The following is a 25,086-nucleotide window of genomic DNA, read 5'->3' on the forward strand; positions in this document are numbered from 1 at the left end:
GTAAAATGAGCATAATTAACTTAAATGGATGGTAGATACAAGCTCCTGCAGAAAGGAAAGGTCAATGGGATGAACAAACTGGCCAGAGAATTTTATAATAGGGATACCGTTATCGTAGCCAGAGAACTTCTGGGTAAGGTACTTGTCCGCGAACTCGACGGACAGAAAATAGCCGCTAAGATTGTTGAGGCTGAGGCGTATATGGGGATCGAAGACAGGGCGGCTCATTCTTATGGTGGAAGACGAACCTCACGCGTTGAGGTGATGTATGGGGACCCCGGATTTTCCTATATATTTATCATCTATGGCATGCACTATTGTTTCAATATAGTAACCAGAGAAAAGGGAAATCCCCAGGCGGTTTTGCTCAGAGCGGCTGAGCCTGTTCAAGGAATTGAGCTGATGGCGCAAGCGAGATACAAGAAGCCCTGCGAACAGTTGACAAAGAGCCAAAAAAGAGGTTTAACCAATGGCCCCGGAAAATTATGCAAGGCCTTGTCAATGGACAAGACCTTCAATGGAATGGATTTGTGCGGTGATAAAATATATGTTGAAGAAGGGAAAAACGAGAATTTTAACATTGTCACAACAACCCGTGTGGGGATTGATTATGCCGGTGAAGCCCGGGACTATCCCTGGCGATTCTACATAGAAGGAAATGAATATGTGTCCATAAAGTAAGGATTATAATTGAATAGGATATCTCTCTCTGCATTTATATAGCGGATAACATGAGGTCCTTAATTATAAAATAAGTGATGTCAAAAGCGATACGAGTGTACTATTGTTTTTCCCTAAGCCGGAAGAGAAACAGGGCCGTTGCCAAGAGGCAGAGCCAACCCAGCCAATCGCCTAGCTGGCTGTACAGGGAATAACCGCTGCCTGGCGGGATTTTGGCCAGAAGGCAGGTTTCACTCTGATCGCTGGCTGGTACAGTTTCCAGCAGACGACCACGACTGTCGCTGACCGTGAGCAAGCCCCACTGAGCGGCGCGGACTACGGCCGCATTTTCTTCCACGCCGCGTAGGATGGCGACGCGGGCATGCAACCAGCCGTCAGTGTGAAAATCCAGTGCCGGTACAAATAGGAGGCCGACTCCTAGCCGGCTGTATTCTCTGGCTGGCAGGATAAAATCCATATCCTTGCAGATGGCAATTCCGGCGCTGGCGTTAGGAGCAATCGTTAACAGGGTAAGGTCCTTACCGGGAACGTAAGTATTTTCATAGGCTGCAAGTAAATGCTGCTTATTATACGATCGAATTGGTGAGCCGTCCGGGGCAAATATTAGAGCTGTATTATGGAGCTGGTCTTCCTGTAGGCTGAGACCGGCAATCAGGGTAACCCGGTTTCTAGCTGCTGCCTGCTTTAGTATGGATAAGCCTATTTCACGGCTAGACGGGTTCAAAAGAGCAATCTTTTCCGGCAACAGTATAAACTGGGCGCCGGCGGAGGCCAGTGTGTCTACACTGTGGCTGTAGCGGCTTAGGGAAGCGGTTATAGCTGCTGTATCCTGGCTGTGCAATTCTTCGCGGGTGGCGGATATAGCGGATAGACCGACGGTAATAACCGAATTGCCTGCCGGCAGGTAGAGACGGCAGATACCAAAGAGGAGCGATGCTGCTAAGAACCCGCAGGAAAGCAGACACGGCAAATGCCAGCAGTTTCTAAAGCGAAATGAGTGCCAGGAAACGGCTAAACCGGCGGGAAGCAGCATGAGAAGAAACGTAATACCCCAGATGCCAGTCAGGGAAGCCAACTGAATGACTGGCAAATTGAGTGCCTGCGTATAGGCCAGGCTTTCAAAGGTGCCGAAGGAGGAAAAATGGGAGTGGATAAACTCATATGCTGTCCAGGCGGCAGCAAAGGCGAAGGGAGCAAAAGCCTGATTGCCAGATCGGGCCGTTGCGCGAAACAGTAAGATGGACAAAACAAAGGCAACTGTACTCAGAAGGGTTGTGCCGGCAAATAATAGCGGTGGCAGATAGCCGAACTGATTCATAGCGCCAAGGATGAACGCCGCGCATGCAGCTAACGCTGCCTCCAGCTTCCGGGACTGCAGGGAGTAAAGGCATATTGGCAGCGGCGCCAGCCAGGTCAGCAGCCAATAATCGTAGAAGCCGGTGGAAAAATAGAATAACAGGGCGCTTAAGCAAGCGACCCCCAATAGGGAAGCAAGGCTCTTCGGTGACAGTACGGGCATGGTAAGGCCCCCTTTTTGAATTCCTTTATGCTATTTCTCCAGACGATGGGAAAAACCTCCAGACAAGGAAAAGGCAGGAGCCTGCCATAATAAGAAAAATAAAACATAGGTAAAAACACAGGTCAGCTTCATTCTGTTTATCTTGCCGGATAAAAACAAACCGAGTGCTTCCGCACCCGGCTTATTTTTGTTATGCATTTTTTTACTCCCGACTAGAGTTAGCGGTGCCCTTGTTAAATTACTACAACAAGGCATAGCCTAAGGCCAGATAAAGCAGGGCCGCTGTCCCGATGGCAACCAGCCCATAAGGCAGGACGTAGCTGATATGACTGGTTACCGGAATATCCATAACCGCCGCGGTTAAGACCGGCGTCTCGCCCAAAGGAGACAGATTGTCGCCAATTGAGCCGCCGGCCAACACCGCGCCGACTACGAGCGAAACATTGGCGCCGGTAGTTACCGCTAAAGACAGGGCCAGCGGCATGATCAAAGCCCAGGTACCCCACGAAGAACCCATAAAATAAGAAGCCAGTCCGCCCAGAGCAAATACGATGACAGGAACCAACTGCGGCGGCAGGGTATTTCCCAGCAAACTGCTGATAAAAGGACTGAAGCCCAGTTGCTGGGTTATACCGGTAAGCGCCCAGGCCAGGGTCAAAATGACTATGGGCGGCAGCATTTCGGTGCCGCCGCTCAAAAAATGACTTTGCAATTCTTTCATCGGGATTTTTTGCAGCGCATAGAGCAGGGTGGTGCCTATCAGTGTGGCGAAGGTAGCGACAAAAATGGCTTTTTCATAATCGGCGTTGAGCAGCGCTTCGACTACGGAGGCCGCTCCCTTAGCTTGACCGGTCCACCATAACAGATACATAATTAACGCCAGCAAAAAAGTCAGCGGCAGGAGCAGGTTGGCGATCCGGGGCGGTACTTTTTCCTGATAATGATGTTCATCGTGGGCCTCGTGGGAATTATGGTCGCCCGTATCCGCTTCCGGTTTATAAGCAGGCTGGGCCAATTTTAGCCAGCTAAACCGGAAGGAGTAAAAAATGGCAAGGCAGCTGACAACTAGCATACTGATAGAGTAAAAATTCAGGGCGATGGCCGACAAATAGAGCCGGTATGGATTGCCGGTAAGGCCGACTTGGGCCATGGACGAACCGATAACTCCCAGAATATAGCCGACATAGGTGGTAGCAAAGGGAATGAGTGCAATGAGCTGGGAAGAGGTGGTGTTGACGATAAGTGCCAGTTTATCCTTGGAGCCGCCTACCTTTTCCAGTAAGGGTTTACTGATAGCCCCTGTGGCAATGGTATGAAAACAGCAGTCAAGAAAGGTGACCGGCGAAGCCCATAGTACGCTGAGCAGGGCGCCGCGTTCGGTTTTGATATAGGGTTCCGTAAATTTGGCGAAGCCTGAGATACCGCCGCCTACTTTAAATATTTCGGCCAATGCGCCGAAGCTGAATAGGAACAGGATAATATAGGCATGGCTTTCCTCGGATACTACACCGGCCAGGGCCTGACCGGCCAGCAGGACGGACTCCAGGAGGCTGCCGCCTGACTGCAATAAGGTACCGGCCAGCAGCCCCAGTACCAGCGACGGAATAATTCGCTTGGTAATCGCCGCGCCAACAATGGCCGCTAACGGCGGTATGATACTGTAAAAATTCAGCAAGATTGATCGCTCCTTTGGTAATATCGGCTTAGTATTAGCCGAAAAGCTGCCGGTTATGAATAGCAGTTAGCGCAAGGGCGATGGGTTGGCTTGGCTGTCTGGCTTTTAATTGAGGGCGGCAGGACTATGGTTCTGTGCTGAAGAATTGGTAAAGTGTTCATAGGAAATTCAAGGAAGACAAGTGACGGTCAAACGATAACAACGGAGCAGAGGAAGGGTGATCAGCGGTGATAAGCGTAGGCAAAAAGTCCGTTAGTATTAAACAGGGCAATATAACGGCGGAAAGTACCGACGCGATTGTGAATCCCGCCAACTCCAAGCTTCAGCATGGCGGTGGTGCGGCCCGGGCCATTGCGGTCAAGGGCGGACCGGAGATACAAAAACAAAGTAATGATATTATTAAAAGAATCGGATCAGTGCCTGTCGGTAAAGCCGTAATCACCGACGCCGGGAATTTGCTCTGCAAATTTGTGATCCATACAGTCGGTCCGCAGTGGGGCGAGGGAAATGAACAGGAAAAATTAAGGAAGGCCATGATAAGTGTACTTACCTTGGCTGAACTATATAACTTAAAATCTGTCTCTATCCCTGCCATATCCAGCGGTATTTTTGGCTTTCCCAAAACAGACTGCGCCAAGATATTGCTCGAAACCGCATACTGGTTTTTGCAGCAAGACGGAGTGGGGCTTGAGCATATTGTCATGTGTAATTTTGACGATGAAACTTATCAGATATTCTTGCGGGAGGAGAAGAGGCTCAGTGAAGAGTTAGGCCTGTGATTCGCGGAATATGGTTGAAGCAAGCGAACCATTCTAAGAGTTGTGTTGTTAACAATTAGCTGATTAAGAAGGAGGAGAACAACATGTTTGTCATCATTTTGAAATACGTAAAACCGTTAGAGGTAATCGACGAGCTGATTCCCGGGCATATCGTTTTTTTGGATGCATGTTATGATAAGGGAATCTTTCTTATGTCCGGCCGGCAGAATCCCCGTGAGGGAGGTATTATCCTGGCACAGGCCAATAGCCGGGCTGAGATTGATGCAATCATAAAGCATGACCCGTTCTATACAAACCAGGCGGCGGAATATACGGTGATTGAATTTTTGCCTTCTAAATGTGCTGCGGGACTGGAAAGCTTGATTAAACCATAACGGTAGGAGCATGTGAGACAGTTAACCTAATGAGGGAATATTCACAAGAAAAGTATTTTCTTACTATCCTGGGAAAATATGCTATAATGGATGTGTAGGCTGCTCGGGGGACGGTTAGCCCCTTCCTTTTCAGGAAGGGGATGGTAAGATGACTGTTTATGAGGCATTGACATTTGCGGTCGCATTTGCCACGCTCATGGTACTGGTCATGACCCAAAAGAAATAACCGCCCCTGCTCAGATGGCGGTTATTTCCTAATAACATGCATTTTTGGGCTAGCCGTTTTCCGGTTAGACAGCCTGGAGGGCTGGCGTGTATTAAGCACGTCAGTCCTTTTATTATATTATACCCATGATGGGAAAATATGCAACTAATCAAGGGGAAATTTGGTCTGCCAGAAACTTTATTTATAAAGATATTTTTGCAGTTATACTACTACCTGATCTGATAGTGGGAGTGCTAGAAACGGAAGCTTCATTCACTTCTCATTAGGTGGTAGAATTTTGCCGCTTTTTAAGCTGCCTTGCAGACAGGCCAGGACTCATGGGAATAAGCTGGGCATATACTATATATAAGGATGGTTGTGTTTCCGACCACTGATTCCGCCAAGGGGACGATGAATGAAACACTTCCGTTTATATTTGGGATACTGAATCAAAGAAGACATTTAAAACAGACAGTAAGGTGAGTTTATGCGTGTGGTAGACAGGATACTGGCCATTTCCGATATTCATGGGGAAAGCAGAAGCCTGTTGGCTTTATTGAAAGTATGCGATTACGATCCCAACAATGATTTGCTGGTCATTGTCGGTGATCTGCTGGACCGGGGCCGCGAAAACCTGGAAACCCTGGCGATTTGTCAAAAGCTTCAACAGCAAGGGGCGATCGTGCTTAAGGGAAATCACGAAAGATTTGCTCAGGACAGTATTGTGGAAATGCTGACAACCGAAAATTGGCGTACCCAGCCGAGTGAAGATCTGTATAATTGGTATATGTATCATGGCGGATATTCCACGTTTCAGGAAATTAAAAATTTACCGCCCGGAGGCCTCGAACATATTTTGCAGTTCATCCGTTCCCTACCCTTTTACTACACGACAGGCCGGTATATTTTTGCCCATGCCGGAGCCGATACGACGAAATCTATTGAAAACAATGAAGAAAATGACACGATCTGGATGGACGAATCGTTTCCGTTTTGTCCGGCTTATCATGATAAAATGCTGATATTTGGGCATGTACCAACCTGGAACTTATCTCCCTACAATCCGAAATTTAATAAGAGGAAGCAGGCAAAAATCTGGTACGATAAAGTCTATAAGGACAAAATTGGGATTGACTGTGGCAGTTGCTTCGGCGGACGGCTGGCTGCACTGGAAATACCAACGTATCGGGAGTTTTATGTATAACGTTGCAGGCGAACCGCTTTTGTCTGATAATATGGGAACTGTGTACACCTCCAAGCTGGTGCAAAGCAAAAGCACCGGGCTTGGAGGGTTTTTTTGTACATTCAGGAGTTAGCGACAGTGCTTTTAGTAATTGACAAAGAGGAGTGTTAATAATATATTATTAATATAACACTTTTAATAAGAGTTATTTAAAGTATTATTGAAAGAATAGCTGGAATGCGGCGGGCCCTAACTATGCCTCTGTTAACGCTGAACGTCGTAAAAGAACCTGCAAGCTTTGTCTTTTAGCGCTAAGCCAAGCAAACTGTAAGATGAGTCGGATCGATAAGGAGAAGTGTAAAATGCCAATAGTTAATAATACCATCCGGGTTAAACAGGTCAATGTTGAATTGGTTAAGACCGCACTGAAGGCTTTGAAAGGCGGCACCAAAATCACGTTGGCCAATGCAACGGGATTAAGCGTTGCAACCTGCGGCAATATTTTAAATGAGCTATTGGAACGGGGTGAAGTTATTGAGACTGACTTAGAACAGTCCAGCGGCGGACGTCCGGCCCGGCGGTTTATGTACAACGCAAATTATTCTTATATTGCCTGTATTTATGTAAGTAATGAAGGCGGAAAGCAGCGGATCATTTATGCAGTTGCTAATTTGATCGGTGAGATGATTGAACAGCAGACGGTTGAGGTTCCTCTCATTACTTATGAAGTGATAGATAATCTGGTGGAAGAGCTCATTGAACGTTACGAAAATATTACGGCCCTGGGAATTGGTGTGCCCGGGCTTGTAAGCAAAGGCTTCATTGTCTCCTGTGACATAAAGGAACTGGCAGATATCGCTCTGTCTGCCAGGTTAAAAGAAAAATATAATGTAGCGGTTACTGTGGAGAATGATGTCAATTTAATCGCCTATGGCTTTTACCAAAAACAAAAATATGATGAAGACAAGACCATCGCAGTGGTCATTTTCCCCCGCGACAATTGTTCCGGAGCGGGCATTATGGTCGATGGCCACATTGTTCGGGGCAATACTAACTTTGCCGGGGAAGTCTCATATTTACCCTTTGATATTTCACGGGAGGAACAAATTCAACAGCTCAATCGGACCAATTCAGTTTCGCCTTTAATGGTAAAGACGATTGTATCGATCATTGCCGTCATTAATCCGGAAACCATTATGCTGACAGGTAACTTGGTCCGGTTAGATATGTTGGAACAGTTTTATACTGACTGCGAAGCGATTATCCCGCAGGAACATATGCCGCAGCTCCTGATTGAAGAGAATATCCAAGGCGATTATATCAATGGTTTGATTGCCATTACTTTGGAAAGTCTGGCCTGTGATGTTCAACTGATCGAGAAAAGGCTGTAGATTGTCCGGTACCAGAAGGTTCCTCGTTATAATTCAAATGATGGGCAGGGGATAACATGGCTAAAATGGGTAATGCATTGCCCTCTAATGAGAGTACGCTTTCTAAACGACAGATACCGGGGTTTTGGGAGCAAGTTTCCACCCGGGTTGCTTTTTTTATTGCCGGTTTTGGCATCTCGGCCTGGGCTCCGCTGGTTCCCTATGCCAAGGCGCGCCTCGGTGTTGATGAGGCTACTCTTGGTTTTCTTTTATTGTGCCTGGGGGCTGGCTCGATAAGCATCATGCCTTTTGCCGGTTTGCTTGCGGCACGCTTTGGCTGCCGGCTGATTATTGGCCTTGCCAGTCTGTTCCTGTGTATTACGTTACCCTTTCTTGCTACGGCGGCAAGCATACCGGCAATCGTGGCTGCCTTGCTGGTCTTTGGCGCCGCGGTCGGTATGATTGATGTGGTCGTCAATATCCAGGCTGTGATTGTCGAAAAAGCCGGTGGCCGGCCCATGATGTCCGGTTTCCATGGACTTTGGAGTGTGGGCGGTTTTGTTGGGGCCGGCAGTGTGAGCGGCCTGCTGGAAGCCGGTGTATCCCCGGTGGCGGCAATGCTCTGCGTTGCCGTGATAATCCTTGCCCTGTTAGTGATGTTTGGCAGGTACTTGCTGCCCTACGGAAGTGAGGAAAAGCAGGGACCCGTGTTTGTTTTGCCTAAAGGAATTGTCCTTTTCATCGGGATTTTATGTTTCATCGTCTTTCTGGCTGAAGGGTCCATGCTGGATTGGAGTGCCGTATTTTTAACTTCACTGCGCGGCGTTGAACTAGCGCAGGCGGGGCTGGGCTATTCTTTATTCTCCGTTACCATGACGATCGGGAGATTAACCGGGGACCGGATTGTTGCCAAATTCGGCGGCAGAAACGTGATCCTGTTCGGTGGGATCGGTGCGGCAGCAGGGATTGCCATTGCCATATTCGTTCCCACCTGGACGGCCGCGTTGCTTGGTTTTGCCTTGCTGGGACTGGGATCTTCCAATATCGTACCGGTGCTGTATTCCGTGCTGGGCCGCCAGAAAGTCATGCCGGCAAACCTGGCCGTATCCGCCGTTTCTACCCTGGGCTATTCAGGCATCTTGGCCGGACCGGCGCTTATCGGTTTTATGGCTCATTCGATCAGTCTCCCTTTTGCCTTTATTGTTGTTGCGGCAACTATGCTGGCGGTGGCAGCCAGCGCAGGCATCGTTGCCAAGAACAGTACGCCGTAAATCCGATAAATAAAAAGGCAGAAGATTGCTATGGAGCTCGGGAGCACGAAAAACCTCCAAGCTGGTGTAAGTAAAAGCACCGGACTTGGAGGTTTTTCTTATAGTAAAAAAATAAATGCTCCGGTTATAGACAGAAGCATGAAAAACTAACATGCCGGCAACTAAAAACTTATTAATTTGAAGGAGTTGTTAGATCTTTCGGCGAAGTATCTTTTTGGTTTAAAGTTAATAGGTGATTTTTATGTATATGAGGACTGAACTGGCCGCATGAGGCAAGCTGCAGTACTACTTTTTAGCCAAGCACAGCTAGATTATTGGAGGAATTACTATGAAAATTCGCTGTATCACGATTGCCTTACTCGCTTTATTTATCGGTCTTACCCATTTCTACTCTCCCCTGGCAGCTATTGCTCAGGAAGATGAGGCGCGTTTCTGGGACTGGAGCAATCAGTTAGGGCGTACGCCGCAGGATCCGCCATATCTTACACTCCATTACCGGGTGCGCAGTCTTTACTTCTCGCTGGAGCCTCACTCGGTTCATCCGATTGTTTTCCTGGGTGACAGCATGACCGATGAAGGGAACTGGTCTCGACTATTTCCGCAATACCCCGTACTCAACCGCGGCATTGGCGGTGACAGCACGTTAGGTGTTTTGCACCGGCTGCAGCAGGTGACAGACCTAAAACCGGCCAAAGTGTTTCTTATGATCGGTACCAACGACCTTTGCTATAACCGTTCCATCCCTGATATTATGGAAAACTATCAACGCATTATTGATCAGGTAAAGCAAAAATCACCGGAAACCAAAATTTATGTGGAAAGTGTCCTGCCCTTTAATGATGAACTGTTTCCGGCCAGGAATAAGCGGACCAATAGCAATATCAAGCAGCTTAACCGCCAGATTGAGCAATTGGCTAAGAATACCGGCTGTAGGTACCTGAATCTTGTACCTGCCTTTAGCGATTCCAACGGACGGCTTCCGGCCGTCTATACCACTGATGGACTACATCTGAATGAGCTTGGCTATCAGGTTTGGAGAGACCAAATCTCAGGCCAGGTAAATCTTTTTTAGTATTTGAAACCAGGATGCTGTTCCCCGACATGCACAAAAAACATCGCTGAAGCCCAAGCGCTTCTTGGCGATTATATCTATGTTGATAATTTTGAACGCATTCAACTGAAATCAAAACTGGCACCGTATGAATACGATGCCAGTTTGCATATTTTAACGCTATTTCTGCCGCTTGGAGGTCCATTTACTGTACGTTGCTTTTTGGATCAGCCCATGATGCAACCAGGAGCGGTTTCCTTTTATTATAGTCTAAATAATTGTGACAGGATATTTTGTTTTTAAGGTTCAATTGGTTTGCGTAAAAACATACCGTAACTAATGGCCGAAACAATTAATAATACTGATCCAATCAAAAATACATATTCAAAAGAGCCGGTCATTTGTACAATTGCTCCTGTAACAATGGGGGCGATTGCGGCGCCAATAAACCCGCCGAAGTTTTGTATAGAGCCCAGGGAAGCGACCATATTTTTTGGGGCAACATCGGTAGCCAGTGTCCAGATGACACCTGTTGGTACGGAAGAAGCGAAATATGCCAGAGACAGTAAGGCAATACAGACATTAATGTCCTGTACATAAGGAACCGGAATAACGGCTAACGCAGCGACGATAGCGCCTGATACTAGAGGAACTTTACGGGCTTGAATTGGCTGATAGCCTTTGCGAATAAAGTAATCTGATATAATTCCGCCTAGTGGTACGCCAATGATACCCACAAGAAAGGGAATCGCAGCAACCCAGCCTGTTTTTAATATGCTGAGGCCTCTTCCGACTACCAAATAACCTGGCAGCCAGGTTAGAAAAGTCCACATCGTATATACTAGTCCGAAATTGCCTATGATCATATACCATGTCGACTTATACTTGAACAAATCTCCCCAGCCGACTTTATGTTCAGCAGCTACCTGGTTCTCTGCCTCCTGAATACTTGCCACTTCTCCATTCTTGGGGTCACGGTAAGAAAAGCACCATAAGGCCATAATAACGAGACCGGCGACACCGATAATGATAAACATGAGTTTCCAGGAGTATGCCAGCATTAAGGCTGTTAAAAGAGGAGGGGCGATACCGTTGGCAATTTGTGAACCGGTATTAATAATAGCCAGGGGAGTTCCGCGATCATCTTTAGAAAACCAACGGTCAATAGCCTTAACGGCGGCAGGAAAGAACGGTGATTCCGATATACCCAGCATGACCCGCAATAAATAAAAAAGAGAATAGCTATTAGTGAATGCGGTAAGGATCGTTACTACAGACCAGAGCGCGCTTGCACCGGCAAACATCTTTTTAGGACCGATGCGATCAACCAGCCAGCCGGCGGGTAAATTAGCTAATGCATAAGGCCAGAGAAAAGCTGACATTAAAACGCCCATTTGTAAGGGGGACAGTCCGTATTCTTTGGCAATGAGCGGATTCGCCACGCTAAGATTGGACCTGTCCAAATAGTTTATTATTGCCCCGAGCAAAATCAGAATAACGAACCACCAGCGAAGTTTATTTGTCTGTACCGGGTATGTAACTGCGTCCGTTGCTGCACTATTCATCATAGTTAACACTACTTTGGATTTTTTATAGAAAGGCACTGTCTTCTGGCCAATCTTATACAACGGAGAAACCTATGCTGTGCTACTATTTGCTACCTGCTCTATTATGACCGGGCGGAATTCACCGCTGCGATAAATTCCTTAGCTGCCGCAGTAACTTTACTATAGTCGCCGTCTTTTTTTGCAGCTTTTGTAATGAAGCTGCCGACACCTACACCTATACAGCCAGCCTGAAACCATTCCTGTACGTTTTCAGGCGATACTCCGCCGGTAGGCGCAATAGCGGCTTGCGGTACGGGAGCCATAATGGCTTTAACATATTGCGGTCCTAGATTATCTGCAGGGAACAGTTTTACGATGTCAGCTCCGGCTTCCAACGTATCTATGATTTCCTTCGGGGTCATAGCTCCGCTGACAGTAACAGCCTGATAGCGGTTAGCCACCTTAATCATTTCAGGATTTAACTGCGGGCTTACTAGAAGCTCCGCACCGGCCAAAATGGCTGCTCTGGCAGTTTCACCGTCCAAAATGCTCCCGGCACCCACTACCACCTGATCTTTATATTTCTTTGATAATAAACTGATGACTCCGAGCGCATTCGGAACCGCCATAGTAATTTCCAAGACTTTAATACCGCCTTCAATCGCAGCCTCAGCAACAGCCAGCGCGTCCTGATCGCTGTCAGTACGGATAATAAGGATGCTGCCGCTCTCATAAATCATTTTTAGGTTGTTAAGTTTTCTCCACATGGAATAGTCCTCCTGAAATTTTTTTGGTTGAAAGAATTAGTCCCGGTACAGTTTTTGGCTGCTGAACCCCAATTGGCAGGACAATTTTAATGCTGTTTCAGTTACAATTTGAACTACCTTAGCCCGATGCTCTGTCGTCATATTGGAATATAGGCTGGCCACGCTGATCGAAGCTACAGGCTGATTCCAGCGATCAAAAATAGCGCAGCCAATACAGTACATCTCCAAATGATCTTCCCGGTCATCAACAGAATATCCCCGCTGGCGAATTTCCCTCATATCCTGCAAAATTTCTGGGATGGTCACCTTAGAATATGGTGTTTTGCGGGGTATATCCCCATCACCTAAAATGTGCAGAATTTTATCTTCCGGAAAAGCTGCCAACAACGCCTTGCCCAAGCCGGTAGTGTGCATGTACCTGCGTGAGCCGAGCTTAGCCGTAGGACGCATGTAAGAGTAGTTTTCTGATTTGTCCAGATATACAATATTACCCTTATCCTCAATTCCTAAAAAGGCGGTTCCTCCTGACAGCTTATTCATTTCCTGTAAAAAAGGACGAGCCAGATGGGGGATTCCCATGTTTGACAAATAGCCTATTCCGGTTTCAAATGCACTCAGACCTAGTCGATAAGTTTTTAGCCGTTCATCATCGAATTCCAGAAAGCCTTTGTATAATAGCGTCTGGATTAACTCAAATCCGCTGCTGCGCGGTATCTCTAAAGCGGAGCAAATCTCATGAAGGGTTAAAGGCGTATTGCTCTTTGAAAGTAAGACCAGAACATCAAGCGCTCTTTCCGCTGATTTGTTAACACGAATATTTACCATATAGTCTCCTTATTTACACTTAAATTCGTATATGCGAATCGCATTCGTTAATATGAATCTATTTATAGTATAGTATAGTATATTTTTATCAGAAACTTCAATATAATTTATGAAAATAAAAAACTGTTGAATTTTTGCATAAATCAGTATAATCTATAAACAAATTGAATATAGATGAGCCTAAAATTTAATTTAGAGCCGGGATTTGCAGAATTGGTAATGAATATGGGATGCACATCTAATGAATTGAATTTGCATATGCGAATTAGAGGGGGATTTGTTTATGGAACCAATAGCAATTTTTCTAATTGGTGCCGCTGCATCAGGAAAGTCAACGATTGCAAGGAAAGTAGCAGAAAGATATAATTTTTGCTACTTAGATAAAGATATTCTGTGTAACCATTTTACCGGTTTACTGCTTCAGGCTAAGGGATATTCTCCGCATGACCGTGATGGGTGCGCATATTATACGGAAGTAGTGAGGGAGATAGAATATCAAACATTGCTGAATATTGCCGATGATAACTTACGTCTTGGCCGCTCAGTAATTCTTGACGCACCTTTTGGCGCTTATTTTTCTAATCAGGATTATATTAGTCAATTAAAACAACACTGTAACTGGGAAAAAGTAAAACCTATCGTTTTACAGATTACTATTGATTATTCGGTATTGAAAAAAAGGATGCAATTGCGTGCTTTAGAACGTGATGTCTGGAAATTTGCCAATTGGAATACTTATATCGAAAGTATTGAGAAAAACCAATGTAAGTGGACTAATGTAGAAATTATTCAATTTGATAATAGCCATGAAGTCGTAGAATTAGAGAGGCTTTCTCAGTTATTTCACGCCTTACAATTAGACGTAACCGATTTATAAAGGCTTATTTTACACGTGATAGTGTCTGTAATAATTGGGCGGTTATAAATCAATATAGAATTTTACTGAATCTCCGGCTTTGGCTGGGGATTTTTTTATACAATCCAGACCGGGTGAAACTGAAGCAGCGGGCTGGAGATTGTATAGTATTGGCCAAGGATAGCGAACTGACAGCCATTTATTAAAGATTTCTACTGTTTTAATATGTAAGCAAACGCTAAAACACAGGGCTTGTTATCTGAAACACTAATAGACATAAGCTGGCATAATATCTAAAACTGTAAAAGAATAACAGTCCATAGTGTTTGGCATGATTATTGCTTAATAAATGGAAAATAAACGAATTCTTAATAAATCAGAGCGTTGAAATGAAACTTTATAAAACTAAGCGCCTGAAGGAACCTTAGTTAGCCGCCAACCCCAGCCGGCACAGTTTCCAGAGAAATCCGGTTCAGTTGCGGACTGGGCTGCAGTTATATGTTAATCCTTCCCCCAAAAACTGATGAAAGGAGTTGAACCAACTAAGGGAAAAAATGTGGGCAGTATCACGACAAATAACATGGAGGAAAAATGAATGAAGAACCTGCTTAACACGCTCATGATACTCGGTGTGATCTCAGTTCTGGCGTTGCTTTTGCTAGTACCCGTGTACGCAGCTCCCGATAGCGGGACAGGTGTTGAAAAAATCCATGTCGATCTAGTGGGCTACCTCCCGGATTATCCCAAGGTTGCAACGATTGTTGCCGGTAAAGGGGCAAAAGAATTTAAAGTAGTCGATGCCGTTACTAACAAGCTGATCTACAAGGGGAAACTGTCGGCCCCGCGCTTAGATATTTCCTCAGGCGATACTGTCAGACAGGCTGATTTTTCGGCGATTACGGCGACTGGCACATATATCGTCGCTGTTGATGGTATAGGCACTTCCGACCCCTTTAAAATTGAAAATAATGTATATAATATTCCCTTTATACATACGCTGCGGTCTTTTACTCTGGCGCGCTGCAACACGGCTGTTAATGACCCGGTCACCGGTTTGAGCTATGCCGCCAGCCATGAGAAATATAAGACTGCCAAAGTGTTCTTTACCGATGATGTCAGTACGGCCGGACAAATCCTGGATGTAAGCGGCGGCTGGTATGATGCCGGTGATTTTGGCAAGTATATCCCCACGGCCGGGGTCACGGTCGCCAATCTGTTACTGGCCTATGAACAGCATCCGGAAAAGTTTACAAAAGGGCAAATGTTTTTCCCGGCAGGCCTGTCAACCGTTGACCCATCCACGGCTATGCCTGACGTATTGGCGGAAATGAAGTACGAACTGGATTGGATGTTGAAAATGCAGCGCCCCGACGGTGGTGTATATCTCAAAACCTCAGGCAAGTATTGGCCGGATTTAAAGATCAGGCCGGAAGAAGATGTACAGAACCGTTATATTTATGGCCTTTCTACCTATGGCACGGCTATTTTTGGCGCAACCAATGCGATGGCCGCCCGCATTTATGAACCGTACGATCCTGCATATGCCCAAATCCTGTTAGACTCTGCCCAAAAAGCCTTTGCCTTCTTAGAAAGCCACCCGGAACCGATCTTCCGGATGGACGCAAATCAGGATAACGGCTCAGGCCCTTATGAAAAAACAAAAGAGAACGGACAGCGTACCTGGCTTTCTTCTGTAAAAAAGGAGAATCCCACCTTGCCAATGCCGGCCGATGCAGAAGAACGCATCTGGATTGCGGCAGAATTGTTTAAGACTACAGGAGATAAAACCTATGAAGCCTATCTCAAGGCCACGCCTGCCGCCATCCTGACTGTCGTTCCCGATGCATTCTCCTGGATGAATACTCTTGCATTGGGACAGTGGGCTTATATAACCAATCCAAAGGCAGATCAGGCATTACAGGCAAAGACGAGAAAAGCATTTCTCCAGTATGCAGATAACACGGTGAAACAAATTGCTGCTGACGGGTACGGCTGCTCACTGCGAAATGACGAATATACCTGGGCTTCCAATCGAATTGCTGCGGCCAAAGGCAACATGCTGCTGCTGGCTTACCAACTGCAACCCCGGCCCGAATATGTACAGGGCGCCCTGGAGCAAATCCACTACCTGCTGGGCAGAAACACGAACGGAGTCAGTTATGTAACGGGCGCCGGGATCAGAGCACCCCAACACGTTCACAACCGCATTGCGGAAAGTACCGGCATAAAAGTTCCGGGACAGCTTGTCGGCGGTCCCAATAATTGGCCGGGCGGGGACCCGCTGCAGGCAAAGACCGTTTCCAATGAAAAATGGCCGCCTGCCAAAGTTTATTTTGACGTAAGCGCCTCCTATTCCACCAATGAATACGCGATCGATTATACGGCGCCGGTATCCTATCTCTTAGCCTATTTTTCACAACCTGACGATAAGCTTACTGCGGAAGCTCTCAAGCTTTCCGTGCAAAACAAAACCATACGGTAATGCGAAACTCTATGGGAATGAAGGAGGAAAACAATGAAAAAACTGTTTATCTTCACGATGCTGCTTGTGGTGAGTCTCTTCACTACAGTATTTGCCGCCGAACCTGCGGTAAAAGGTACCGGCGATCCGGCCAGGGAATATATTAGTTATTTTGCCGGACAAAAACCCTTTTCAGACGGGGCATCGGTCATAAAGCCGGTGGTCGATGCCCAGGGTGCACTGAAAATCGAATATGTACTGCAAAAAGGCGGCTGGCTGGGCGCGACCTGTGAACAATTTTACGAAGATTGGTCGGCTTTTAGCGGGTTGCAGTTTACCATGGCCGGCGGCACCGGGAACAAAGTAAGACTGGAATTAATTGATGGCAACGGTGTCTCCTATGAAGTTATCCTTGTTGACGATTCAGCCAAAGGCAAAACGGTGACTGTCCCCTTTAGTGATTTTGCCGCAAGAACCGATTACCAGCCGGCAGGAGCGGATACAGATAAGCCTTTTTCCCTGGTTCCTGTCCGTACCTTAAATATTTCACCGCTTAGCGGTAAAGGAACAATCTCCTTCTCCAATATGAAGCTCTATAAATAACCCATACCTCTACCCGGCAAAAGGATATCACCGATGATGGTGATATCCTTTTGCTCATTAAGCAGGATGCGCGTAACCGGTCGCGCTGCTAGGTAGACGCGGAATAAACCGGCAAACTATAGGGTTTTGTTTTTGGCAATATTAAAGAGAAAATAAGGAAATATATCTGTGAATATAGCAATCTTGCATGTAAAATGAATTTATGGGAGAGGAGTAGATAAGCATGAGATTAAGGGAATTCAACATCCAAAAGTATTTTGCTTCATGGCTTACTAACGATCCAGGCAATTTAGGACATATACTTGCCGAAGATGTTTATTATAGTGAATGTTATGGTCCGGAATATCAGGGGCTTCAACAAGTATTGAAATGGTTTCATGACTGGAATAAAAGAGGGACCGTGCTGGAATGGCAAATAAAACAATGCATTCATGAAGGAAACTATACCGTGGTAGAGTGGTATTTCGAGTGCGAATTTGACGGAGTCTGTGATGAATTTGACGGTGTTTCCATAGTATTGTTTAACTCCTGTGGAAAAATTGTTTCTCTAAAAGAGTTTCAGTCCAAATCAAAGCATTATCAACCCTATGGTGAATGCTAAAGGACCCGGTGACTGCTCCAATGGCTGTATGCCGGAGTATGAATATACTTGCCGGGTATACTGGTTATATGAAACTGTGTTTGTTAGCCGCAAAACTTACTTTCCTTTTGGGTACTATAATACTAAAAAGTGCGTTCTTGCTAAAATGAGCTATAGTTACTAAAATAATAGCAGAGTTTGGATTTTGCAGGTGGATAAATCCAAAACTTTTAATGAAGGGGACTACTGCGGATGAAGAAAAACATTGGCTCCGTGATTGGATTATACCCCACACCGGCGACAGTGGTTGGAACCGTGGTTGAGGGCAGAGTAAACTGGCTGAACATTGCCCATATTGGCCTCATCGGAATAGACCGTGTTATGATCAGCAGCCGGAAGGAGCATTACAGCAACCGGGGCATCAAGGAGAATAAAACCGTATCCATCAATCTGGTGAACGAAGCTATGCTGGTCGAGGCCGATTATGTCGGTACTGCGACGGGAAGCAAGACGGATAAATCAAAGGTGTTTGCCTATCATATGGGTGAATTAAAAAATGCGCCGCTCATTGATAAAGCCTATCTCTCGATGGAATGTGAAGTGGTGGATGTCTATGATCATGGCATCTATGATAATTTCATTTTGAAGGTAGTGAATACCTATGTGGAAGAAGACATGCTGGATGAGGCGGGCAAGATTAATTATGAAAAAATCAGACCGGTTTTATTTGAGATGCCAACGAGGAGTTACTTGAAGACCGGTGATGTCATAGCGAAATGCTGGAGTGCGGGAAAGGATTATAAGGATGCCTGACTTAGGATTTCCAGCGTTGCGGAAAGGAGATGGAAAAGCCAAGCTGGATGTGGCGGCTATATTTCTGGAATTAAAAGAAAAAAATAACTAATAATAAAAAGGAGAGATTAGCATGCCGGTTATTACCTTAGAAGCATCAAAAATGAGCAGGGAACAGAAGGCCAAGTTAGTACAGGAGTTTACCGAATCAACCTTGAACATCCTGAATGTACCGAAACAGAGTATTACCGTTTTGATAAAAGAAAACGAGAAAGACAATATCGGTGTCGCCGGACAGCTTTTATCTGATAGATAAAAGCGGGAAGTCCTGCCGTTAGCCTCAAAGAATCCTATACAGAGCTTGCCTTGAGCAAGCTATAGCCGGATAAAAAAGTCAGGCGGTCAAATCAGAAAATGGTTTGACTGCCTGACTTTTTTCGTCATGGGGTAGCAATGAATATTTTGTAAGTTTTGGTTATTTCAGGGCCGAAACTGCAGGACTATGGTTCTGAACTGGAGAATTGGTAGAATATTCATAGGGAATTCAAAGATAATGCTTCTATAAAACTCGAAAGGCTATTAAATTTTAAGTTTATTGTGGCTTTTACAGCAAAGTGAAATACATGCCGTGAGGAGGACTACGTATGGAAGGATATCAGTTAACGTTTGAGGATATTGAGCGTTTGAATCATTTTACCACACAGCCCGGACGCACGGCATATATTGCTGAATGCGGCAACTTCGGCTTTGATTTTGAAAAAGACGGTGTTTCCACGCATTATATTGTTTGCGCCGTGGTGGTCAACAATGAGAACCTGTTTGAAATCGAGCAAAAGGCCGACGAATTGCGCCGAAAATATTTTGGGAAAGGTGAAATCAAGTCGAGTTCGCTTGGCAACAAGCATTCCCAACGGGCAAAAATAGTAGCCGAATTGTTGAATTTGGAGTTTTCGCTCATTATTCTTATGGCGGACAAGCAGGCATTTTATAAAGATTCACCGCTTACGGAGTATAAAGGAACTTTTATAAAGTTTCTACATCAGCAGTTGTACGAGTCGATGTATGCTTTTTATCCGAAACTGAAAATCGTAGAAGAGGAATATGGAACCTCCGAGTTTCAGGCAGGGTTCCGGAGCTATGTTCGTAGAAATAGACCGGCCCCGAATCTGTTTAATGAATATGATTTTGATTATGTAGACAGTCGTGATAGTCATATCGTACAAATTGCGGACTTTATCGCCGGGTCTATCCTGCAGCATGTGACGGATGACAAAGCGCCTGACGCACTTAAAATATGCGGCAGTAAGATTCGAGAAATCATCAGGTTTCCTAAGCAAATCGTACCTTATACGGCGGGCGCGAATGCCAACCCTTCGTTTGATCAGCAGATCTATGCACTGGCCGATCAATGTGCGGCAACCTATATTGACCGCAATAAACATGCCGATGAGGAAGAGATTCGCCTACGTATTTTATTCTTAAAAAGATTGCTGTTTACAGCCCACAATATCAGCGATTCCCTGTATATTCATTCCAGTGAATTAATCAGAATGCTGTCAACCCTTTCGGAAGTAAAAGTTACGCGGGAGTATCTGTATCGCCGGATCGTAGCGCCGCTGAGAGACGCTGGCGTGCTGATCGCCAGCAGCGCGCAGGGCTATAAAATTCCCACTTGCGTCAAGGATATATACGCCTATATAAACCAAACGAGCGGTATCGTCGGCCCCATGCTCAGCCGGATTGAAAAATGCCTCAAGCAAATAGAAAAACAGACAGACGGCGCGCTGGATATACTGGACGACCCGGCATTGGTTAAGCTTAAGCGGTATTTTGGTGACTCTTGAAAAATCTAAATAACCTTTTTGTTTTAGACAGCGGCCAGTGGGAGAGGGAAGTGAGCACGAGAAATAAGGACTGTAATTTTAATAAAAGGTTGCTGAACCGACCCTCTGAACATAGGGAGAAATATCATGCGGTTTTATAAAAAACGTTATATATTTATATTCACATTTGTACTTCTTATTATTTTACAAGGAATTTGTAGTGCCCGTGAATATGAGAATCAAGACCAAAACTTCAAGATTAGTTTACCTGAAGAGTGGTTCTTTATATCTAATTCAACGAAAGAGAATGGCGCATTGTTTTGGAAAATGAAACGTATCAATGATGCAAATTATATTATCGGTAATATTACTATAAAGTCTTTCCCGATAAGTATGCTGAATAAAGAAACGGTTTTTTCATTGGATGAATTTAGTGAGGAAGAACTTTGTAAACGAATTAAGTCTGCGTTTGATTCTGAAAAAACTTATACACTGCTTGAAAATAAAATAATATATGTCAAGGGACACAAAGCTCTTTTCGCGGTTGTACAACGATCTGATGATAGTGTGATTGTTAGAAACATAATCTTCGTGCAATTCGTATTAGAAGATACCTATTATAAAATTGTTGCTGATAGCCGTGTGGAAAGGTATGAGGAGCTTTTTGCAGACCTTACCGAAATGCTTAATAATTTTCAGCCGTTAACAAGCAAATGATATTAAAAGTGAAAATCAGCGTATATCATTCATTGGGTGTGCCGAAATACTAATGGAACCGCATACCGATTTTTACAGTTGGATGGAATAAGGCTTGTGTAAATTGACAATGAAACTTACCAGATATTTTTCAGCGGAGAAAAAGATTAGTGAAAAGATAATATTATATGTTTTAGCATCTGAGAAATTAACTTATTGGAGGAAATAATGAACGAGGATTATCATGATTTTTTGGACATGTTTGCTTCAATGGCCCCAAGTCGAGAAATTTCTCACACCATACAAGATAGGCCAAGTCTAAAAAAGAAGCTTAGGCCATTTCATCCAATTAAGGCAGCAGCGCTAATTTCGGGTTTATTGACTTTGCCAGCATTATATGCAAATACTCTTCGCCTTGAAATGTTAATCCATATTATTCTGTCACATTCCTTAGGAAATAAAGAACCGATAGCACAGCACATTCATTTATGGCTTAATAAGGAATTGGGCGCGACTTCTTTCGCTAATTTAGAAGACCCGGTAGAAGATGTGTTTATAACTAATGTGATTACTGAAGTGGGGAACATCCGAATATTTGAAGGGGTTTGGGAAAGTAGTGATTTTTATCTCCAAAGGTTATTGAACGTAATCAGAACACTACCAGATGGTCCGAGCACACGTCAATTGAACCGCGAGGTATACGGAATCTTAATGCTTAGTGAAGAAATTGCCGATCGACGCCATCTTAACCGCTTTATGCCAGGAGGAGGTAGTGATAAAGGCTATGTCAGAATCCCTTCTGATAAGGAATTGAAAGCGCTTAGTAAAACTATCGTATTCACATTAGAGGATTTGCAACGTCTTGAAATCTTGCCTGTAGATCTTGAGCCTTTTATTTTTGATTTGCAACATACAAATAAATTGAAGGAGCAGTCCTTAGAGGAAAGTGATCTTCAGCAGCATCCAATAGTAAAGGAGAACGATAAGTGGCTTGTTCTATTACCCAATAGCATAAGCTTTGCTGTGCGGACGCATATCTTAAATTGGATGATACAGCAGGGTTATCAAAAGGGATTTGATAAACACCTTGTTTTAGAATATCAAGAGTTTCTACGGGAGAATCCGGTTATGGGAGCAGCTTTTCCTAGAGGGAGCATTCCGGTAGAAGGTGTTCCAGATAAGTATTTGATGACTCTTACTAGAGAATTTGATTCAGGCCGTTATATACAAGTTATTGCAGTAATTGACAGTATTTCCGGCCATCAGCAACATGGCCTTTTGGCATATGAGCCTGAAATCATGGATGAATATAATAACCAAATTAAAATACATATCAAAGACGCTCGTTCCTATTTCCGAAAGCAAGAAGGCTTTAAGCAAGGTTTGACATTGGTGATTGGGTGTGGTTATGGACGTCCGAATGGATTTCGAGCGGTCCAAGAAACGCCGGATTGGTTGATTGAATTCATATCCGCGCCTGATTTTCAAACGCTTGCGTGGACATCTGAAGCTTCGCCTTTATTTTTATGGAAATTGATTAAGCAGGCAAGGCACCTAAAAAAACAAGGTGTGTCAATTGCTAATGCTAACGGTTTATTGAATCTTTATGGTTGGTGGGTAGATACAAACTACTTAATGATACCAGCAGATGTTGAGTTTGGTGATAAACCAATTCATATGATGATTCCAACCGATTCTCTTGCTGAGATTAGGAGAAAAATTCGTCAAGGTTGGGATTTGCATGTTTTACCATTACCTAATGGCAAGCTGGTTCGAATGCGGAAAAAAGGTATTAATAGTTATTTTCCGGATGATGTAAATCAACCTCTTTATGCTTGTATAGACGCTGCACGTCAAGGTCAGTTTTTAGGAGCATGGGTTGGTAAAAAATCTATTTGGTGGGTTTTAACTGAGACCGGAGCTACTGGACTATCGGGTGATATGGTTTTCAAAGTTTGGGATGCGGTTCACAATTGGATTGGTAGAGCTGTCTCAGTTTTTGAATATCACTTACATAAGATTGCCAATAAAGTGGTGCAAGTTATTTTAGATTTCAGCGATGTGAAGGAAGAGTATGAAGACATTAATTCGATTACAAAACGAATAAATAACTCACATAATACACTTTTGATCGAGCAAGAAAAAAATACGATCCGCATTAAATTTCATGATTCATTTTTTGTTAACTTTTACAATCCTCAAAATATTGCCGAGCGTTTGATTATGCGAGCTGTTGCAAACGGCACACTTCAGCTTACAGGTGAAATACCACGCGAAGAGTTATTAGATATACTTGAGGATAAAATTGTTCCAAATGATGATGCTCGATACTTTCATATGTTTGAAGCAAATCGTTTTCGTGATCACATTTATTGCTATGATCAGTCCAATACGCTTTTTATTGATGGTGCAGACGCAGCAATGAGTAAATTAGGCTTAGGTTGGTTAGTGCAGAATAGGAGTACCGGAGATAGATTTCAAACAGCAGAAGAAAGTACTCGTTTCTTAAATAAAGTTATAGAGAAAATTTGGGAGCGTATGCAAATAAAGCTTCATACTTTGAATCGTGTACAGTTTATTGAACAAGCTCTGCGATATATAGAAGGAGTTGAAAACCAAAGATTACAATGGCGGCGTACAATTAGAGCGGTGATTGCATTGCGTGAGAACCCGAAGTCTACCAAGGCAGTAGCGATTGAACAGCTTGCACGTTGTAATGCCTCAACGCTAGCTTTACGGTTGCTGGTGGAAATGGCGATTTCAGAATGTCCTTTAGATGGTGGAGAACATGTTGGAGTGCTTGATTTAACACCTTTGATGAGTGATATACTTTTTATATTTAACTTTGGCGGATTATCAGATGCCATTATGAAAGGGGTAATGAAGCCGGAAATCAAAATTGCACCTAATGGGGATATTTTGTCTCATACCGGGTTTCGTGATGAAGTAGTTGATCCGTTTGGTCAAGAGTTTGAGTCGAAACGACTTGATTATGAGAAGACTCGATATGAGAAACATTTTGAAGCTTCTCAGCCTATACCTACTGTACAAGGAATATTTCCTGATGACTTTTTAGCTGCATTTAAGGCCGAGTTTGGATTATCGATTGATTCAATGCGTGGAACACGAGATGCGCTGGAGAATTTGGCAATCGAAAAAGAACAATGTGTTTTTATTGCAAATAAAGATGAACTTCTGACTTATTGCGGCAATAGTGAATTTACGACGAAAGAAGATGCTCAGATATTCTTGGAACGTTTTTCTCTTTGGCCCCGTGAAGCTTGGGATAAGGCACCTAAGGGATTCTCAAATAGGGATTGGTATCCTTGGCTATTTGGACGAGCATTGTCTTTGGTTGCACGACCTGTTATTCAATTGGAAAACAACGATAATCCAAGATATATCGTCTCACCTGGTTTGATCTTAGATGGAATTATGCATACAATTTCCCAGTACTATGAGGCCGAAATTGCTACCTCAAAATGTAAGTCATCAGTAATGAAACATTGGATAGATGATGAAAAGGCTCGACAGAGCCACTCATTTGTTAATGAAGTTGCAGGTGTTATGAAAAAGGCAGGCTATGAAATTCGTATTGAAATACCAGTAACTGAATTACTGAATGAAAAGACGCCTGATAGAAATTATGGTGATGTTGATGTTCTTGCTTGGAAACCAGGTCAAAATAACATCTTGGCTATTGAGTGCAAGGATTTAAAGCTAACTAAAAACCCAAATGAAATTGCTGAGCAATTAAATCATTTTAGCGGCCGAGTATTACCAGACGGAAAACGGGATGAATTAAGAAAACATTTAGATCGTTGTGTATTTCTAAATGAAAAGGCTCAACGAGTTGCCAAGAATCTTGGGATGGACGATCGCAAGATTCGTATTCGAAATATTGTTTGTTTCAGTAAACCGAATCCAACGCAGTATATGGCAAGTAAGTTTTCGGATGTTACGTTTCTAACAATAGATGAGTTATCTAAATTTAATTAAAGGAGGAAAACTTTATTCGTAATATTGGG

22 protein-coding genes are annotated in these 25,086 nt (G+C 44.2%); 16 read left to right on the forward strand and 6 right to left on the reverse strand.

What is annotated here, in order from left to right:
- Positions 1-69 precede the first annotated feature (69 nt).
- On the forward strand, positions 70-681 hold the full coding sequence (locus F3H20_RS05055; protein ID WP_149733859.1) for a DNA-3-methyladenine glycosylase: 612 nt from the start codon (positions 70-72) through the stop codon (positions 679-681).
- 100 nt (positions 682-781) lie between these two features.
- On the opposite strand, the gene F3H20_RS05060 is transcribed toward F3H20_RS05055, so the two are convergent.
- The 3 genes from F3H20_RS05060 to F3H20_RS05065 are packed head-to-tail and all read right to left on the reverse strand — an operon-like array spanning position 782 to position 3,875.
- Entirely contained in the window at positions 782-2,200 is a 1,419-nt protein-coding gene (locus tag F3H20_RS05060) for a nitrilase-related carbon-nitrogen hydrolase (protein ID WP_149733860.1), read from the reverse strand.
- Between the two features lie 30 nt (positions 2,201-2,230).
- Positions 2,231-2,398 carry a hypothetical protein gene (locus F3H20_RS19840; protein WP_188128204.1) on the reverse strand — a complete coding sequence of 56 codons (168 nt, stop codon included), beginning with the start codon at positions 2,396-2,398 and terminating at the stop codon, positions 2,231-2,233.
- A 43-nt stretch (positions 2,399-2,441) separates the two neighbouring features.
- Positions 2,442-3,875, reverse strand: coding sequence for a Na+/H+ antiporter NhaC family protein (locus F3H20_RS05065; RefSeq protein WP_188128205.1), 1,434 nt, complete (start codon positions 3,873-3,875; stop codon positions 2,442-2,444).
- A 227-nt stretch (positions 3,876-4,102) separates the two neighbouring features.
- On the opposite strand from F3H20_RS05065, the gene F3H20_RS05070 reads away from it, so the two are divergent.
- The 6 genes from F3H20_RS05070 to F3H20_RS05095 all read left to right on the forward strand — a co-directional run bounded on the left by F3H20_RS05070 (position 4,103) and on the right by F3H20_RS05095 (position 10,129).
- Positions 4,103-4,654, forward strand: coding sequence for a macro domain-containing protein (locus tag F3H20_RS05070; RefSeq protein ID WP_149733862.1), 552 nt, complete (start codon positions 4,103-4,105; stop codon positions 4,652-4,654).
- Between the two features lie 83 nt (positions 4,655-4,737).
- Complete coding sequence (locus F3H20_RS05075; protein ID WP_149733863.1) at positions 4,738-5,028, forward strand: YciI family protein; 291 nt, start codon at positions 4,738-4,740, stop codon at positions 5,026-5,028.
- 692 nt (positions 5,029-5,720) lie between these two features.
- Positions 5,721-6,437 (forward strand): metallophosphoesterase, encoded by a 717-nt coding sequence (locus tag F3H20_RS05080; RefSeq protein ID WP_149733864.1) that lies wholly within the window; start codon positions 5,721-5,723, stop codon positions 6,435-6,437.
- Positions 6,438-6,778: 341 nt separating this feature from the next.
- Positions 6,779-7,807 carry an ROK family protein gene (locus F3H20_RS05085; protein ID WP_149733865.1) on the forward strand — a complete coding sequence of 343 codons (1,029 nt, stop codon included), beginning with the start codon at positions 6,779-6,781 and terminating at the stop codon, positions 7,805-7,807.
- Positions 7,808-7,863: 56 nt separating this feature from the next.
- Positions 7,864-9,057 carry an MFS transporter gene (locus F3H20_RS05090; protein WP_223191630.1) on the forward strand — a complete coding sequence of 398 codons (1,194 nt, stop codon included), beginning with the start codon at positions 7,864-7,866 and terminating at the stop codon, positions 9,055-9,057.
- A gap of 328 nt (positions 9,058-9,385) precedes the next feature.
- Complete coding sequence (locus F3H20_RS05095; RefSeq protein WP_149733866.1) at positions 9,386-10,129, forward strand: GDSL-type esterase/lipase family protein; 744 nt, start codon at positions 9,386-9,388, stop codon at positions 10,127-10,129.
- A gap of 278 nt (positions 10,130-10,407) precedes the next feature.
- Here the strand turns inward: F3H20_RS05095 and F3H20_RS05100 are convergent, their stop codons facing one another.
- The 3 genes from F3H20_RS05100 to F3H20_RS05110 all read right to left on the reverse strand — a co-directional run bounded on the left by F3H20_RS05100 (position 10,408) and on the right by F3H20_RS05110 (position 13,247).
- Entirely contained in the window at positions 10,408-11,676 is a 1,269-nt protein-coding gene (locus tag F3H20_RS05100; RefSeq protein ID WP_149733867.1) for an MFS transporter, read from the reverse strand.
- 101 nt (positions 11,677-11,777) lie between these two features.
- Positions 11,778-12,422, reverse strand: a complete 645-nt coding sequence (eda, locus tag F3H20_RS05105; RefSeq protein ID WP_149733868.1) for a bifunctional 4-hydroxy-2-oxoglutarate aldolase/2-dehydro-3-deoxy-phosphogluconate aldolase — start codon at positions 12,420-12,422, stop codon at positions 11,778-11,780.
- A gap of 36 nt (positions 12,423-12,458) precedes the next feature.
- Positions 12,459-13,247 carry an IclR family transcriptional regulator gene (locus F3H20_RS05110; RefSeq protein ID WP_149733869.1) on the reverse strand — a complete coding sequence of 263 codons (789 nt, stop codon included), beginning with the start codon at positions 13,245-13,247 and terminating at the stop codon, positions 12,459-12,461.
- 283 nt (positions 13,248-13,530) lie between these two features.
- On the opposite strand from F3H20_RS05110, the gene F3H20_RS05115 reads away from it, so the two are divergent.
- The 9 genes from F3H20_RS05115 (at position 13,531) to F3H20_RS05155 (ending at position 25,057) form a co-directional block, all read left to right on the forward strand.
- The gene (locus F3H20_RS05115) at positions 13,531-14,124 is read left to right on the forward strand and encodes an AAA family ATPase (protein WP_149733870.1); all 594 of its coding nucleotides are present in this window, start codon (positions 13,531-13,533) and stop codon (positions 14,122-14,124) included.
- A 574-nt stretch (positions 14,125-14,698) separates the two neighbouring features.
- Entirely contained in the window at positions 14,699-16,585 is a 1,887-nt protein-coding gene (locus F3H20_RS05120; protein WP_149733871.1) for a glycoside hydrolase family 9 protein, read from the forward strand.
- A gap of 33 nt (positions 16,586-16,618) precedes the next feature.
- Entirely contained in the window at positions 16,619-17,167 is a 549-nt protein-coding gene (locus tag F3H20_RS05125) for a carbohydrate binding domain-containing protein (RefSeq protein ID WP_149733872.1), read from the forward strand.
- 223 nt (positions 17,168-17,390) lie between these two features.
- On the forward strand, positions 17,391-17,768 hold the full coding sequence (locus F3H20_RS05130) for a nuclear transport factor 2 family protein (RefSeq protein WP_149733873.1): 378 nt from the start codon (positions 17,391-17,393) through the stop codon (positions 17,766-17,768).
- A gap of 231 nt (positions 17,769-17,999) precedes the next feature.
- Positions 18,000-18,560, forward strand: a complete 561-nt coding sequence (locus F3H20_RS05135) for a flavin reductase family protein (RefSeq protein WP_149733874.1) — start codon at positions 18,000-18,002, stop codon at positions 18,558-18,560.
- 112 nt (positions 18,561-18,672) lie between these two features.
- Positions 18,673-18,855: a 4-oxalocrotonate tautomerase DmpI gene (dmpI, locus tag F3H20_RS05140; protein WP_149733875.1), complete on the forward strand. Its 183-nt coding sequence runs from the start codon at positions 18,673-18,675 to the stop codon at positions 18,853-18,855.
- 328 nt (positions 18,856-19,183) lie between these two features.
- Complete coding sequence (locus F3H20_RS05145; RefSeq protein ID WP_149733876.1) at positions 19,184-20,383, forward strand: DUF3800 domain-containing protein; 1,200 nt, start codon at positions 19,184-19,186, stop codon at positions 20,381-20,383.
- A gap of 126 nt (positions 20,384-20,509) precedes the next feature.
- Positions 20,510-21,079, forward strand: a complete 570-nt coding sequence (locus F3H20_RS05150) for a hypothetical protein (RefSeq protein WP_149733877.1) — start codon at positions 20,510-20,512, stop codon at positions 21,077-21,079.
- A 207-nt stretch (positions 21,080-21,286) separates the two neighbouring features.
- Positions 21,287-25,057, forward strand: a complete 3,771-nt coding sequence (locus F3H20_RS05155; RefSeq protein ID WP_149733878.1) for a hypothetical protein — start codon at positions 21,287-21,289, stop codon at positions 25,055-25,057.
- The last annotated feature ends 29 nt before the right edge of the window (positions 25,058-25,086 follow it).

Source organism: Propionispora hippei DSM 15287 (genome assembly GCF_900141835.1).
GTDB classification, from domain to species: domain Bacteria; phylum Bacillota; class Negativicutes; order Propionisporales; family Propionisporaceae; genus Propionispora; species Propionispora hippei.

Excerpts from the sequence above, each read along its gene's own strand:
- F3H20_RS05110 (WP_149733869.1), bottom strand. The coding sequence starts at position 13,247 with ATGGTAAATATTCGTGTTAACAAATCAGCGGAAAGAGCGCTTGATGTT.
- F3H20_RS05115 (WP_149733870.1), top strand. The coding sequence starts at position 13,531 with ATGGAACCAATAGCAATTTTTCTAATTGGTGCCGCTGCATCAGGAAAG.
- F3H20_RS05085 (WP_149733865.1), top strand. The coding sequence starts at position 6,779 with ATGCCAATAGTTAATAATACCATCCGGGTTAAACAGGTCAATGTTGAA.
- F3H20_RS05120 (WP_149733871.1), top strand. The coding sequence starts at position 14,699 with ATGAAGAACCTGCTTAACACGCTCATGATACTCGGTGTGATCTCAGTT.
- F3H20_RS05075 (WP_149733863.1), top strand. The coding sequence starts at position 4,738 with ATGTTTGTCATCATTTTGAAATACGTAAAACCGTTAGAGGTAATCGAC.
- F3H20_RS05150 (WP_149733877.1), top strand. The coding sequence starts at position 20,510 with ATGCGGTTTTATAAAAAACGTTATATATTTATATTCACATTTGTACTT.
- F3H20_RS05135 (WP_149733874.1), top strand. The coding sequence starts at position 18,000 with ATGAAGAAAAACATTGGCTCCGTGATTGGATTATACCCCACACCGGCG.
- F3H20_RS05090 (WP_223191630.1), top strand. The coding sequence starts at position 7,864 with ATGGCTAAAATGGGTAATGCATTGCCCTCTAATGAGAGTACGCTTTCT.
- F3H20_RS19840 (WP_188128204.1), bottom strand. The coding sequence starts at position 2,398 with ATGCATAACAAAAATAAGCCGGGTGCGGAAGCACTCGGTTTGTTTTTA.
- F3H20_RS05125 (WP_149733872.1), top strand. The coding sequence starts at position 16,619 with ATGAAAAAACTGTTTATCTTCACGATGCTGCTTGTGGTGAGTCTCTTC.
- F3H20_RS05100 (WP_149733867.1), bottom strand. The coding sequence starts at position 11,676 with ATGATGAATAGTGCAGCAACGGACGCAGTTACATACCCGGTACAGACA.
- F3H20_RS05145 (WP_149733876.1), top strand. The coding sequence starts at position 19,184 with ATGGAAGGATATCAGTTAACGTTTGAGGATATTGAGCGTTTGAATCAT.
- F3H20_RS05060 (WP_149733860.1), bottom strand. The coding sequence starts at position 2,200 with ATGCCCGTACTGTCACCGAAGAGCCTTGCTTCCCTATTGGGGGTCGCT.
- eda (WP_149733868.1), bottom strand. The coding sequence starts at position 12,422 with ATGTGGAGAAAACTTAACAACCTAAAAATGATTTATGAGAGCGGCAGC.
- F3H20_RS05080 (WP_149733864.1), top strand. The coding sequence starts at position 5,721 with ATGCGTGTGGTAGACAGGATACTGGCCATTTCCGATATTCATGGGGAA.
- F3H20_RS05095 (WP_149733866.1), top strand. The coding sequence starts at position 9,386 with ATGAAAATTCGCTGTATCACGATTGCCTTACTCGCTTTATTTATCGGT.
- F3H20_RS05130 (WP_149733873.1), top strand. The coding sequence starts at position 17,391 with ATGAGATTAAGGGAATTCAACATCCAAAAGTATTTTGCTTCATGGCTT.
- F3H20_RS05055 (WP_149733859.1), top strand. The coding sequence starts at position 70 with ATGAACAAACTGGCCAGAGAATTTTATAATAGGGATACCGTTATCGTA.
- dmpI (WP_149733875.1), top strand. The coding sequence starts at position 18,673 with ATGCCGGTTATTACCTTAGAAGCATCAAAAATGAGCAGGGAACAGAAG.
- F3H20_RS05155 (WP_149733878.1), top strand. The coding sequence starts at position 21,287 with ATGAACGAGGATTATCATGATTTTTTGGACATGTTTGCTTCAATGGCC.